This window comes from Achromobacter sp. E1, assembly GCF_037039475.1.
In the GTDB taxonomy this organism is placed as follows: domain Bacteria; phylum Pseudomonadota; class Gammaproteobacteria; order Burkholderiales; family Burkholderiaceae_B; genus Achromobacter; species Achromobacter mucicolens.
Map to the genome: position 1 here is coordinate 423,205 of NZ_CP146253.1, position 12,264 is coordinate 435,468.

The following is a 12,264-nucleotide window of genomic DNA, read 5'->3' on the forward strand; positions in this document are numbered from 1 at the left end:
GCGCGGCTGTTATTACCACTGCGATCCGGAGAAGCGCGAGCTGGCGGCGCGAGCCTTGTTCATCGATTCGTTCACTTCGTCGATGAAGGCAAAGACGGCGGCAACAGCGGCTGCTACGGATTGGCCAGCCTTCTTCAGGCTGGTCAGCGGGTGAGAATTCGGTTGGTTTTCGAGAGCGCCGCGGAGCAGGTCACGCTCCAGCGCGTCGGTCAGGCGGGCAGTGTTGTTCAGGGTCAGTTCGCTCATGGTTTGGCTCCAGTCCGTTTCGTCATGGGGTAAACCATTATAGGGATAACCCTAGGCAAATAGCAATGTCATTTTAGGGGAAAACCCTAGTATGTTGTAAAAATGTTTGTGGGACATGGACTTAGCGCCCGTTACGCAGGGCGCGGGCCGCGTCTGCAAGCTCTCCGGCCGTCAGGCCGATGGGGCCGACACCCTGGGCGACCAGCGCATCGGCGGCGGCGCCGTGCAGCCAGACCGCCCCGTGCACGGCCTGGTCCAGCGGCAGTTTTTGGGCAAGCAGGGAACCCAGCATGCCGGCCAATACGTCCCCGGTTCCCGCGGTAGCCAGGCCCGGGTTGCCGCTTGTGTTGATGTGCAGACTGCCGTCGGGGGCGCATACGACGGTGCCCGCGCCCTTGAGGACGATCCAGGCCTGGAAGCGCTGCGCCAACTGCCGGGCGGCGGCGGGGCGGTCGCGCTGGATCTCGGGCGTGCCGATACCCAGCAAGCGGGCGGCTTCGGCGGGGTGGGGGGTCAGCACGACGGGGCCGGCGCCCCAGTTGGGGTGGATTTCGCCCCGGGCCAGCAGGTTCAGGCCGTCGGCGTCCAGCACCAGCGGGGCCTCGCGCCGCAGGACGAACAACTCCGACAACGAATTTGCGGCCAGCTGGCTCGTGCCGATTCCGCAGCCGGCGACCCACGCGGTAACACCCCAGTCTTCTTCCAGCAGCGAGCGGAAGTCGCGCAGCATCAGTTCAGGTTGCAGGGGGTCGCAGGGCAAGGGCAGCGTGTCCTGGACAAAGCCCACCAGCACCTTGCCGGCGCCGGTCTTCAAGGCGGCGCGGGCGGCGAGCAGCGCCGCGCCCGTCATGCCGGCGCCACCGCCCACCACCCCCACGGTGCCGAAGCTGCCCTTGTGCGTATCCTGCGCGCGGGGGGCGAACAGGGCAGGCAGCGCGGCGCGGTCGATGGGGATGGCGGGGGTGTTCATGGGGTGAGGCTCCGGGGGGAAATCGTCATGGCGGGTCGGCCGTATCCACTATAGTGCGCAAAAACGCGGCCGCCTCGGGCGGGGCGCGAACAACCAAGAGACGACCCGGAGCAGACAATGACCGACATTACGCTGGAACACTATTCGGCCTACGAATCCCTGAAGCTGCGCCGCCACCCCGGCGGCGTGCTGGAATTGATCATGGGGACCAAGGGCGGCGTGCCGGGCAAGTTGTCCACGGCCGACGACCGCATGCACCGCGAACTGGCCGACATCTGGCGCGACATCGACACCGATCCGGACACGCGGGTGGTGGTGATCCGCGGCGAAGGCAAGGGATTCTCGGGCGGCGGCGACCTGGAGCTGGTGCAGCAGATGGCCGACGACTTCCACGTGCGCACCCGCGTCTGGCGCGAGGCGCGCGACCTGGTCTACAACATCATCAATTGCAGCAAGCCGATCGTGTCTGCCATGCACGGCGCGGCGGTGGGGGCGGGTCTGGTGGCCGGGCTGTTGGCCGACATTTCCATCGCGGCGCGCGACGCCCGCATCATCGACGGCCACACCCGCCTGGGCGTGACGGCGGGCGACCACGCCGCCATTGTCTGGCCGCTGCTGTGCGGCATGGCCAAGGCCAAGTACTACTTGATGCTGTGCGAGACGGTCTCGGGCGAGGAAGCCGAGCGCATCGGCCTGGTGTCGCTCTGCGTGGACGAGGCCGAGCTGATCGGCAAGGCGTTCGAGGTGGCCAACAAGCTGGCGGCCGGGTCGCAGACGGCGATCCGCTGGACCAAGTACTCGCTGAACAACTGGCTGCGGATGGCGGGGCCGACCTTCGACACCTCGCTGGCGCTGGAATTCATGGGCTTTGGCGGCCCGGACGTGCGCGAGGGCATCAATTCCCTGCGCGAACGCCGGGCGCCGAATTTCCGGCCCGATTCGCCGTTCTGACCTATTTCTTGAAGAACTTCGCGAACGCTGCCTGCGCTTCTTCGGTCTGCAGGCGCGCGCGAAACTGCTGGGCTTCGTAGTCCAGCGTCTCCTGGATGGCCTGCCGGTCCGCCCGCTTCATCATCGCCTTGGTGAGCCGTAGCGCGGCGGGCGGCTGGCGCGCCAGATCCGCGGCGGTGGCCTGCGCCTCGGCCAGCGCCTGGCCCTTGGGCGTGGCCGACGTGGCCAGCCCGGCCTGCACCGCGTCGTCCGCCGTGAAGGCCTTGCCCTGCATCAGCCATTGCGCCGCCCGGCGGCCGGCCAGGCGCGGCATCAGCAGGCTGGATGCGCCTTCCGGGCACAAACCCAGCGCGACGAACGGCATGCGCAGGGTGGCGCCTTCGCCGATGTGGACAAAGTCGCAATGCTGCAGCAGCGTCACGCCGATGCCGATGGCGTAGCCCTCGACGGCGGCGATGACCGGCACGTCGGCCATGGTCAGCGCGCGCAGGAAGGTCAGGCCCGCGCTGTCGCCCGCGCCACGCTCGGCCTGGAAGTCGCGCAAGTCGTTGCCCGCCGTGAAGTGATCGCCCGCGCCGGTCAGGATGACCGCGGACACCGTCACGTCGGCGCTTGCCAGCGAAATCTGCTCCGTCAGCGCCGCGTAGGTGGCGGTGTCCAGCGCGTTGCGGCGGTCCTGCCGGTCGATCGTCAGCGTCAGGACGGCGCCGTCGCGCTGGACCTTCAGGCGGGCGCTCATGCGTGCGGGGCCGCGGCCAGGCGGGCTTTCGCCTCGGCGTATTCGCGCCGCAGCGTGTCGACGATCTTGCGCGTCGGTTCGACGCTGACGATGCCGCCCACGCCCTGGCCGGCGCCCCAGATGTCCTTCCAGGGCTTGACGCGCGTCGACCCGAAATTGGACGCGCCGCTATCGGGCGCGGGCAGGTTGGCAGGGTCCAGGCCGGCGGCGGCAATGCTGGCCTTCAGGTAGTTGCCCGGGATGCCCGTGAAGAACGGCGTGTACAGGATGTCCGACGCGCTGGCCTCGACGATGGCGGCCTTGTAGCCCTCGCTGGCGTTGGCTTCCTCGCTGGCGATGAAGCGCGTGCCCATGTAGGCAAAGTCCGCGCCCATGGCCTGCGCGGCGAGCACGTGCGCGCCCGAGGTGATGGCGCCCGACAGGATCAGCGGGCCGTCGTAAAAGCGGCGAACCTCGGAGATCAGTGCGAAGGGGCTCAGCGTGCCGGCGTGGCCGCCCGCACCCGCGCACACTAGGATCAGGCCATCCACCCCCGCTTCCAGCGCCTTTTCGGCGTGGCGGATGGTGGTGACGTCATGGAAAACCTTGCCGCCCCAATCGTGAACGCCCTTCACCAGGTCGCCCGGGGCACGCAGGCTGGTGATGATGAGCGGCACGCGATGGCTGGCGCATACGGCCAGGTCCGCCTCCAGCCGGTCGTTGGACTGGTGGATGATCTGGTTGACGGCAAACGGCGCGACGCGGTCGCCGGGGTGGGCTTCGCGGTGGGACGCCAGTCCCGCCTGGACTTCGTCGAGCCAGTCGGTCAAGAGCGTCTGCGGCCGTGCGTTCAGCGCGGGAAACGACCCCACGATGCCACTCGTGCACTGGGCGATGACCAGCTGGGGGTTGGAGACGATGAACATCGGGGCGCTGATGACCGGCAGGGACATCTGGCCATACAAATCAGTCACGAGGGGATGGGGCATGGGGCGTCGTCTCGTTGTTGGTTTTGGAGTATATTAATTACCTACCGACCGTCCGGTAATTAATTAATCTTTATTTAACGGCATGCGCGGAAGGGCTGTCAATGGAGGTTCGCCAGAACCTTTTCGGCCCCGCGCGGCCCCTGTCAAAGGCCGACATGGCGCTTACCGCCCCACCCGTACAGAAACGCGCCCGCGCTGGCAGGCCACCCACGCTGGCCGCCCCGCGCGAACGCATCCTGGAAGAAGCCGCCAAGCTGTTTGCCCGCAGCGGCTACGACGGCAGCTCCATTTCCGACCTGGCCGCCGCCATCGGCGTGTCCAAGGCGGCCATCTATCACTATTACCCCACCAAGCAGGACATCTACGACGCCATCATCCTTCAGGTGCTGGAAGGCCTGACGCAGACCGTCGGCCGCGACGTGGCCGGCGCCGTGGGCGGCGTGGCCCGCCTGCGCGCGTTCATGGTGGGACATGCCCGTTATTTCGAGCAGCACCATGCGCAATTCGTGACCATGCTGATCGGCTATTCGGGCATGGCGCTGTCCGAACGCGAAGATGCCGCCCGCCTGCGAGACAGCTACGAAAAGCTGTTGCGCGACGTGATCGCGCAAGGCGTGGCCGACGGCGCGTTCCGCGCGCTGGACGTGGCAGCCACGGGCCGCGCCGTGCTGTCGATGCTGAACTGGATGGTGCGCTGGTACAAGCCCGGGCAGGGTGACAGTGCCGAAACCATCGCCGACGGCTATTTCGATCTGCTGGTGGGCGGCATGCGTCCCTGAACGCGCCGCCATACCAAACCCCTGACCTGCATTCGCTCTAAGAGACTTTCCTCATGGCCCTGGACACCGAAACCCTGAACCTTTTGATCGACGCCGTCCGCCGCTTCGTGCACGAACGGCTGATTCCCGCCGAGGACGAACTGGCCGCCAGCGGCGAAGTGCCGCCGGACATCGTCAATGAAATGCGCGACCTGGGCCTGTTCGGCCTGTCCATCTCGCCGGATTTTGGCGGCCTGGGCCTGACGATGGAAGAAGAGGTCCGCGTCGTGTTCGAACTGGGCCAGACCTCGCCCGCGTTCCGGTCGCTGGCCGGCACCAACATCGGCATCGGCTCGCAGGCGATCGTCCTGGCCGGCACCGACGAGCAGCGCGCCCGATACCTGCCCAAGCTGGCCAGCGGCGAACTGATCGGGTCGTTTGCGCTGACCGAGCCCGATGCGGGCTCCGACGCCATGTCGCTGCGCGTGTCGGCCGGGCGTGACGGCGACTGCTACGTGCTGAACGGCACCAAGCGCTACATCACCAATGCGCCCATCGCAGGCCTGTTTTCGGTCATGGCCCGCACGGCGCCCGAGCGCCGGGCCAACTCCATCTCGTGCTTCCTCGTCGAGGCCGGCACGCCGGGCCTCATCATCGGCAAGCCGGACAAGAAGATGGGCCAGGCCGGCGCGTTGACCAGCGACGTCGTGTTCGACAACTGCCGCGTGCCGGCCAGCGCCTTGCTTGGCGGCGAGGAAGGCAATGGCTTCCGGACCTCCATGCGCGTGCTGGACAAGGGCCGCCTGCACATTTCCGCGTTGTGCGTGGGCATTGCCGACCGCCTGCTGCGCGACGCCGTGAAGTACGCCACCGAGCGCAAGCAGTTCGGCCAGCCCATCGCCGAATTCCAGCTCATCCAGGCGATGATCGCCGACAGCCAGGCCGAACTCTACGCGGCCCGCTGCATGGTGCTGGACGCCGCCCGCATGCGTGACCGCGGCGAGAACACCACCATGCAGGCCGCCTGCTGCAAGCTCTTCTCCACGGAAATGGTGGGCCGCGTGGCGGACCGCGCGGTGCAGATCCACGGGGGCGCGGGCTACATGTCCGAGTACGCGGTGGAGCGCTTCTACCGCGACGTGCGCCTGTTCCGCATCTTTGAAGGCACGTCGCAGATCCAGCAGCTGGTCATTGCGCGCGAGACCATCAAGGCCCATTCCTGATCTTTCCGCCGCCAGCGGTCCGGCCAACGCGTTCGAGAGGCTAATATCCAGTCTGACGAATGTTGATCGGAAGGCGGCCCCCGGCGGGCCGCCTTCTGGCATGACGGAATCCCAGTCCGCCTTGCGCCCCGGCGCGGGCGGGAAGTTCTCATTTCCCTTCTAGCGAAAAGATTACCGATGTCGCAACGTCCCGCTCCCCTAACCGGCATACGTGTGCTGGATCTGACCCGCGTGCTGGCGGGTCCCTGGTGCACCCAGAACCTCGCCGACCTTGGCGCCGAGGTCATCAAGATCGAACGGCCCGGCTCGGGCGACGACACGCGCGCCTGGGGCCCTCCGTACCTGAAGGACGAAGCGGGCCACGACACCACCGAGGCCGCGTATTACCTGTCGGCCAACCGCAACAAGATGTCGGTGGCGCTGGACATCGCCTCGCCGCGTGGCGCCGAACTCGTGCGCGAACTGGCCTTGCAGAGCGACATCCTGGTGGAAAACTTCAAGGTCGGCGGGCTTTCCAAATACGGCCTGGACTACGAGAGCCTGAAGGAACTGAATCCGCGCCTGATCTACTGCTCGATCACGGGCTTCGGCCAGACCGGCCCTTACGCCAGCCGTCCGGGCTATGACTTCATGATCCAGGGCATGGGCGGCCTGATGAGCATCACCGGCGAGCGCGACGACCTGCCCGGTGGCGGTCCGCAGAAGGCAGGCGTTGCCGTGGCCGACCTGATGACCGGCATGTATTCCACCGTGGGCATCCTGGCGGCGCTGCACGAACGGGCCCGCAGCGGCCTGGGCCAACACATCGACATGGCGCTGCTGGACTGCCAGGTCGCCATGCTGGCCAACCAGAACCTGAACTTCATGACCTCGGGCGTGGCGCCGCGCCGCGCCGGCAACGCGCACCAGAACCTGGTGCCCTACCAGGTGTTCGCGGCCAGCGACGGCCACCTCATCGTGGCGGTGGGCAACGACAGCCAGTTCCGCAACTATTGCGGCGCGATTGGCCTGCCCGAGCTGTCGGCCGACCCGCGTTTTGCCACCAACCCGCAGCGCGTGAAAAATCGCGAGGAACTGGTGCCGCTGCTGGCCGAGCGCATGGCCACTGGCGAGCGCGACCACTGGCTCGCCGCGCTGGAAGGCGTGGGCGTTCCGGCCGGTCCCATCAACACGCTGGACCAGGTCTACGAAGACCCGCACGTGCTGGCCCGCAACATGAAGCGCGAGCTGCCCCATCCGGCCGCAGGCACCGTGCCCGTGGCGGCCAGCCCGCTGAAGTTCTCCGGCAGCCCGGTCGAGTACCGCCTCGCGCCGCCCATGCTGGGCGAGCACACCGAGCAGGTCCTGTCCGAAAAGCTGGGACTGTCGGCCGAAGAAATCCAGGCGCTGGCCCAGAGCCGCGCCTGACGCGCGCGAGAAGGCGGCCTGGCCGCCTTTTGCGCATGCCGCGCCGCGCCAGGCGCACGATCCATTCCAATACAGGCAGGAGATAGTTGATGACGGACATTCAAACCATCGGCGTCGTGGGCGCCGGGGCCATGGGGCGCGGCATCGCGCAGATCGCGGCGCAGGCCGGCTTGCGTGTGCGCCTGTACGACACCAGCGCCGACGCCATCGCGGCCGCGCGCGAGTCCTTGCGCCAGACCTGGGAGAAGCTGGCCCAGAAGGGCAAGCTGACCGCTGCCGACGCGCAAGCCGCGCTCGAGCGCGTCGAATCGGCCACCGCGCTGACCGACATGGCGAACTGCCAGCTCGTGGTCGAGGCCATCGTCGAGCGCCTGGACGTCAAGCGCGATCTGTTCGCGGCGCTGGAAGGCGTGGTGTCCGACGACTGCATCCTGGCGTCCAACACCTCGTCGCTGTCCATCACGGCGATTGCGGCCGCCTGCAAGCGGCCGGAGCGCGTGGCGGGCTATCACTTCTTCAATCCGGTCGCACTGATGAAGGTGGTCGAGGTCATCGACGGCCTGCGCAGCGCGCCGGAAGTCGGCGACGCCCTGGCCGACCTGGCGCGCCGCATGGGGCACACCCCCGTGCGCGCCAAGGACATGCCCGGCTTCATCGTCAACCACGCTGGCCGCGGCATGAATACCGAAGGCCTGCGCGTGGCGCAGGAGGCGGTGGCCACCTTCGCCCAGGTCGACGCCGTCATGCGCGAGCAGGCGGGCTTTCGCATGGGCCCGTTCGAGCTGCTGGACCTGACCGCGCTCGACGTCTCGCATCCGGTGATGGAATCCATCTACCGCCAGTTCTTCGACGAGCCGCGCTTCCGCCCGTCGCCCATCACGACGGTGCGCCTGGCCGGTGGCCTGATCGGCCGCAAGGCCGGCGAAGGCTTCTACGTCTACGCCGACGGCCAGAAGCAGGTGCCGGCCGAAGCCGCCGCGCCCGCGCTGCCCGAGGGCCTGAAGGTCTGGGTCAGCCCCAAGCATGGCGAAGGCTATGCCCGTGCGTCCGCGCTGGTGGAAAAGCTGGGCGGCACGCTGGTCACGGGTTCCACGCCCGACGCCGATGCGCTGATTCTGGTCACGCCCTTCGGTGAAGACGTGTCCACCACCGTCTCCGCGCAAGGCTTGAACGCGGGCCGCACGGTCGGCCTGGACACGCTGTATGCGTTCGACGGCGCCAAGCGCCGCACGATCATGGTGTCGCCGGCCACCGAAGCCAAGTGGCGCGACGCCGCGCATGCGCTGCTGGCCGCGGACGGCGTGCCCGTCACGGTGATCGAGGATTCGCCGGGCTTCATCGCCCAGCGCATCGTGGCGCACATCGTGAACATCGCCTGCGACATCGCGCAGCAAAAGATCGCCACGCCCGAAGACATCGACCTGGCCGTGACGCTAGGCCTGGGCTACCCCGTGGGCCCGCTGGCCCTGGGCGACAAGCTGGGCGCCGACCGCATCCTGGAAATCTTGAAGAGCATGCAGCGCGTCACGGGCGACACCCGTTACCGCCCGAGCCTGTGGCTGCAACGCCGCGTGCAGCTGGGCATGTCGCTGCTGAAGTCGACGGCGGACTGATCGCTGCGCGGCGAGGTGTCAGACACCCAGGCGAGATGGTCGTCAATGTGGGGAAGGTGTCTGACACCCGGGCGAGATGGTCGTCAATGTGCGGCGCTGTCTCAACGGGTGTCAGACACCTTTTCTCAGCGCAACAGGTGTTAGACACCTTTTCAACGTCTGAAGACGTTGCGGCCACAAAAAAGCCCCTTGAATCATCAAGGGGCTTTTTGTTGCCTGTCTTGCCGGCGGGGTATTACTTGGCGGCGTCGACCATGTATTGGACGGCGGCGCGGATGTCTTCCTCGGAGGCGTTGGCGGCGCCGCCCTTGGGAGGCATTGCGCCCTTGCCCGTTATGGCGACCTTCACCATGGTGTCCATGCCGGTCTTGATGTAGGGCTCCCAGGCAGCCTTGTCGCCGAACTTGGGCGCATTGGCGACACCCGTGGCGTGGCACGCGAAACAGGCCGTCTTGTAGAGCTTTTCGCCGGCCGGATTGACCGCGGCAGCCTGTTGGGCGGGGGCCGGGGCAGCCGGTGCGGCAGCCGGTGCTGCGGCAGCCGGTGCAGCGGCTGTCGGCGCAGCGGCTGTCGGCGCAGCGGCTTGGGCGGCGGGCGCGGCTGCGGCCTCGCCTTCCTTCTTGGCGCCTTCTTCAGCGGGAGCGGCGGGTTCTTCCAGCGAGGCGCCGGACTTGTTGGCCATGTACACCACGGCGCGCGCGACTTCGTAGTCGGACAGGGCCGGGTTGCCGCCCTTGGCGGGCATGCCGCCCTTGCCGTGCAGCGCGACCTTCAGCATCTCGTCGTAGCCTGCCTTGATGAACGGCGCCCACGCGGCGTTGTCGCCCACCTTGGGAGCGCCCGCCACGCCAGCGGTGTGACAGGCCGTACAGACAGCGGCAAAGACCTGCTCGCCGGTCTTGAAGACCTTGGGCGCGTTGGCATCAACCAGTTCGAAACCTGCCACGGGGGCGATCCGCCGGGCGACCGCTTCGCCGGACAGGGCGTCCGACCCGGCGCCGGTCTTGGTGCCCGTGACCACCATGTTCACCAGAAGGATGATGATGGCGATGGGAACCACGAAAGCCAGGACGACCGTGACGATCAGTTGCTTCGGGGTCTTGATGGGGGAGGAGTGCTCTTCTATGTGTTCCTGCTCGTTGCTCATGACCAAATCCTGCTAACGGGTACCGGGGGCGCCTTGGCGGCGGCAACAGAAAATCAGTACTGCACAAGTCGGCGGCAACCCATGCCCGCCTGCAAGCAAACGCTGGATTATATAACGGTGTCAGGGACGATCGTCCAATGTGTCAGGACGGGTTTTCGATGAGTTTGCCGGAAGATTTGATCCAGTTCATGCAGATCGCGCAAAACTGGGTACAATACCGCCTCCTTGCGCTGCGCCCGTAGTTCAATGGATAGAATGAGAGTTTCCGAAGCTCTTGATACAGGTTCGATTCCTGTCGGGCGCGCCAATCCAGACAAGCTGTGCGTTTTCCAGGGCCCCTTCATAGGGGCCTTTTGTTTATGCGCCGTTCGGTTATGCGGATTCGGATATGAGGAATCGGTTATGCGGATTCGGTTATGCGAATTCTTTTTGCCTAAGCGCTTTTCATGGCGTTAAGCATCCTTCCTGTTCAGCGCTTTTATTCGACGCCTGCGACGGGCGCTTACGTTTTACGCTTACGTCTCACGCCCACGTAAGAACATCTGCCGATCATGGCGCCGCCAAAACCTGCCAAAGCCCTTCCCGCGTCCGCGACCAGCCTCGCCTTGGAGAACGCCGCCGCGCCGAACACGTTGTCATGGGATGACCTGCGCATCGTCAAAGTGTTGAGCGATTGCGGCAATCGGTCCTTGGCGGCCGAAAAGCTCGGCATCAATGCCTCGACGGTGTCGCGCCGCGTGGCGCAGGCCGAGGCTGCGCTGGGCGTTGCCTTGTTTGACCGGCGTCGCGCAGGCTACAAGCTGACCGCCGAAGGGATGGAGCTTCGCGCGCTGAGCGAGCGTGTCGAACTCGATGTCGTCAGTGTGGCCCGCCGCATTTCCGGTTCCACGCATGACCCGCAGGGCACGCTTCGGGTTGCCACCAGCGACTCGCTGCTGCTGTATTTCCTGACGCCCATCATTGCCGAATTCAGGGCAACCCACCCCTCGCTGTCGATTGAGGTCCTGGTCGGGAACGACACGCTGGACCTTGCCCGCGACGAGTCGGACATCGCGCTACGAGCGACCCAGCGGCCGCCGCAGAGCTGGGTCGGGCGCAAGCTGGCAGGCATCGCGTGGGCGCCCTACGGAAGCGCGCAACAGTTTCGGCGCAAGGCGCCTGCCGCGGATCGCATTCACGACCTGAGCTGGGTGTCCTACGCGGGCGGACTGGCTGGATTGAAGGCCGCTCGCGTTCTTGAAGGCCGGGTTGCACCGGCCAATATCGCGTACCGATCCGATTCGGTCGCCGCCGTCGGCGCGGGCATCGCCGCGGGGCTCGGGGTGGGCTATCTGCCCTGCATGCTGGGAGACACGATGGCCGACCTGGTGCGCGTGGGTCCTGTCGTGCCCGAGCTTGCGGATGACCTCTGGCTGCTCACCCACCCCGACATCCGGCGCTCACGGCGCGTTCAGGCCTTCATGCGTTTTTGCGCCGCGGCCGTGGCCAAGCACAAGGCCTTGATCGAGGGCCGCCAGGCGCGGCCCCCGTCAAAGATCTGACGGATCCTCAAGCGGCAGTGCGAGGACGCAGCACCGCCTTGCAGGCGATCTCGATCAACTGCGCGGGCATCGCCAACCGGGAGACACCGATCAGGTTGCTGGCGACCCGGGGACGATCGGCGCCGTAGGCGGCCTTGCGCACCTTGCCCGCAGCCGCAAAGGCGGCATCGACGTCCAAGACGTACAGCGTCTCTTCCACGACGTTATCCAGCGTGGCGCCGAATTTGCCCAGCAAAGCCGCCAGGTTCTCGTAGGTCGCACGCATCTGCGCTTCCATGGTGGAGAAGTCGCGCGGCTTGCCTTGGTCGTCAAGTTCGGCCGGCGCGATCAGGTTGCCATCCTGGTCGTGATTGAGCTGGCCCGACACATAGATGTCGTTGCCCACCTGCACCGCCTGCGCATAACCATAAGCGTCTTCCCACGGCACGCCCCAATAGGCGGTTTTCTTTTCGAGCGGATTCGAGTGCGTCGTCATGGCTTTCTCCTGGGATATTGGGGAAATGAAATTCGGTGATCAGAAGGCTCCAGCGTAACTGCGCAATGGAAATACGAGAGCGCATTATTGCGCCGGTGCGGCGCAAATTTGCACTTTGTCCCGCGCCCGGATAACGCCTGCTCGGTCGACGGTCACCTGTCCGGATGACTGGCACGTCAACGATTCGAACGCAATGGCGATCCGTCGGATTTCGATGCCTACGTTG

At 66.4% G+C, this 12,264-nt stretch carries 12 protein-coding genes and 1 tRNA gene; 7 read left to right on the forward strand and 6 right to left on the reverse strand.

What is annotated here, in order from left to right:
• Window positions 1-12: 12 nt before the first annotated feature.
• Window positions 13-246 carry a hypothetical protein gene (locus V6V88_RS01930; RefSeq protein ID WP_008161006.1) on the reverse strand — a complete coding sequence of 78 codons (234 nt, stop codon included), beginning with the start codon at window positions 244-246 and terminating at the stop codon, window positions 13-15.
• 121 nt (window positions 247-367) lie between these two features.
• Window positions 368-1,216 carry an NAD(P)H-hydrate dehydratase gene (locus tag V6V88_RS01935; protein WP_223574065.1) on the reverse strand — a complete coding sequence of 283 codons (849 nt, stop codon included), beginning with the start codon at window positions 1,214-1,216 and terminating at the stop codon, window positions 368-370.
• Between the two features lie 117 nt (window positions 1,217-1,333).
• Between V6V88_RS01935 and V6V88_RS01940 the strand changes: the two genes are divergently transcribed.
• Window positions 1,334-2,167 (forward strand): enoyl-CoA hydratase/isomerase family protein, encoded by an 834-nt coding sequence (locus V6V88_RS01940; RefSeq protein WP_056327593.1) that lies wholly within the window; start codon window positions 1,334-1,336, stop codon window positions 2,165-2,167.
• 1 nt (window position 2,168) lies between these two features.
• On the opposite strand, the gene V6V88_RS01945 is transcribed toward V6V88_RS01940, so the two are convergent.
• Together V6V88_RS01945 and V6V88_RS01950 are read right to left on the reverse strand one after the other, a co-directional pair.
• Complete coding sequence (locus tag V6V88_RS01945; protein WP_338617495.1) at window positions 2,169-2,906, reverse strand: enoyl-CoA hydratase-related protein; 738 nt, start codon at window positions 2,904-2,906, stop codon at window positions 2,169-2,171.
• On the reverse strand, window positions 2,903-3,874 hold the full coding sequence (locus V6V88_RS01950; protein ID WP_338617498.1) for a nitronate monooxygenase family protein: 972 nt from the start codon (window positions 3,872-3,874) through the stop codon (window positions 2,903-2,905). Before V6V88_RS01950 ends, V6V88_RS01945 begins: the two co-directional genes overlap by 4 nt.
• A gap of 155 nt (window positions 3,875-4,029) precedes the next feature.
• Here V6V88_RS01950 and V6V88_RS01955 point away from each other — a divergent pair, with 155 nt between their 5' ends.
• The 4 genes from V6V88_RS01955 to V6V88_RS01970 all read left to right on the forward strand — a co-directional run bounded on the left by V6V88_RS01955 (window position 4,030) and on the right by V6V88_RS01970 (window position 8,875).
• Window positions 4,030-4,653, forward strand: coding sequence for a TetR/AcrR family transcriptional regulator (locus V6V88_RS01955; RefSeq protein WP_056327627.1), 624 nt, complete (start codon window positions 4,030-4,032; stop codon window positions 4,651-4,653).
• 53 nt (window positions 4,654-4,706) lie between these two features.
• Window positions 4,707-5,855, forward strand: a complete 1,149-nt coding sequence (locus tag V6V88_RS01960) for an acyl-CoA dehydrogenase family protein (protein WP_338617500.1) — start codon at window positions 4,707-4,709, stop codon at window positions 5,853-5,855.
• Between the two features lie 177 nt (window positions 5,856-6,032).
• Window positions 6,033-7,262 carry a CaiB/BaiF CoA-transferase family protein gene (locus V6V88_RS01965; protein ID WP_338617501.1) on the forward strand — a complete coding sequence of 410 codons (1,230 nt, stop codon included), beginning with the start codon at window positions 6,033-6,035 and terminating at the stop codon, window positions 7,260-7,262.
• 89 nt (window positions 7,263-7,351) lie between these two features.
• Window positions 7,352-8,875 (forward strand): 3-hydroxyacyl-CoA dehydrogenase, encoded by a 1,524-nt coding sequence (locus V6V88_RS01970; protein ID WP_338617504.1) that lies wholly within the window; start codon window positions 7,352-7,354, stop codon window positions 8,873-8,875.
• Between the two features lie 235 nt (window positions 8,876-9,110).
• Here the strand turns inward: V6V88_RS01970 and V6V88_RS01975 are convergent, their stop codons facing one another.
• Window positions 9,111-10,022: a c-type cytochrome gene (locus tag V6V88_RS01975; protein WP_338617507.1), complete on the reverse strand. Its 912-nt coding sequence runs from the start codon at window positions 10,020-10,022 to the stop codon at window positions 9,111-9,113.
• Window positions 10,023-10,254: 232 nt separating this feature from the next.
• Between V6V88_RS01975 and V6V88_RS01980 the strand changes: the two genes are divergently transcribed.
• Window positions 10,255-10,329: transfer RNA gene (locus tag V6V88_RS01980), tRNA-Arg, on the forward strand.
• Window positions 10,330-10,627: 298 nt separating this feature from the next.
• Complete coding sequence (locus V6V88_RS01985) at window positions 10,628-11,563, forward strand: LysR family transcriptional regulator (RefSeq protein ID WP_338617510.1); 936 nt, start codon at window positions 10,628-10,630, stop codon at window positions 11,561-11,563.
• A gap of 7 nt (window positions 11,564-11,570) precedes the next feature.
• Here V6V88_RS01985 and V6V88_RS01990 read toward each other — a convergent pair whose 3' ends face one another.
• Window positions 11,571-12,038 carry a Rid family hydrolase gene (locus V6V88_RS01990; protein WP_338617511.1) on the reverse strand — a complete coding sequence of 156 codons (468 nt, stop codon included), beginning with the start codon at window positions 12,036-12,038 and terminating at the stop codon, window positions 11,571-11,573.
• Window positions 12,039-12,264 lie beyond the last annotated feature (226 nt).

Excerpts from the sequence above, each read along its gene's own strand:
- V6V88_RS01930 (WP_008161006.1), bottom strand. The coding sequence starts at position 246 with ATGAGCGAACTGACCCTGAACAACACTGCCCGCCTGACCGACGCGCTG.
- V6V88_RS01935 (WP_223574065.1), bottom strand. The coding sequence starts at position 1,216 with ATGAACACCCCCGCCATCCCCATCGACCGCGCCGCGCTGCCTGCCCTG.
- V6V88_RS01940 (WP_056327593.1), top strand. The coding sequence starts at position 1,334 with ATGACCGACATTACGCTGGAACACTATTCGGCCTACGAATCCCTGAAG.
- V6V88_RS01945 (WP_338617495.1), bottom strand. The coding sequence starts at position 2,906 with ATGAGCGCCCGCCTGAAGGTCCAGCGCGACGGCGCCGTCCTGACGCTG.
- V6V88_RS01950 (WP_338617498.1), bottom strand. The coding sequence starts at position 3,874 with ATGCCCCATCCCCTCGTGACTGATTTGTATGGCCAGATGTCCCTGCCG.
- V6V88_RS01955 (WP_056327627.1), top strand. The coding sequence starts at position 4,030 with ATGGCGCTTACCGCCCCACCCGTACAGAAACGCGCCCGCGCTGGCAGG.
- V6V88_RS01960 (WP_338617500.1), top strand. The coding sequence starts at position 4,707 with ATGGCCCTGGACACCGAAACCCTGAACCTTTTGATCGACGCCGTCCGC.
- V6V88_RS01965 (WP_338617501.1), top strand. The coding sequence starts at position 6,033 with ATGTCGCAACGTCCCGCTCCCCTAACCGGCATACGTGTGCTGGATCTG.
- V6V88_RS01970 (WP_338617504.1), top strand. The coding sequence starts at position 7,352 with ATGACGGACATTCAAACCATCGGCGTCGTGGGCGCCGGGGCCATGGGG.
- V6V88_RS01975 (WP_338617507.1), bottom strand. The coding sequence starts at position 10,022 with ATGAGCAACGAGCAGGAACACATAGAAGAGCACTCCTCCCCCATCAAG.
- V6V88_RS01990 (WP_338617511.1), bottom strand. The coding sequence starts at position 12,038 with ATGACGACGCACTCGAATCCGCTCGAAAAGAAAACCGCCTATTGGGGC.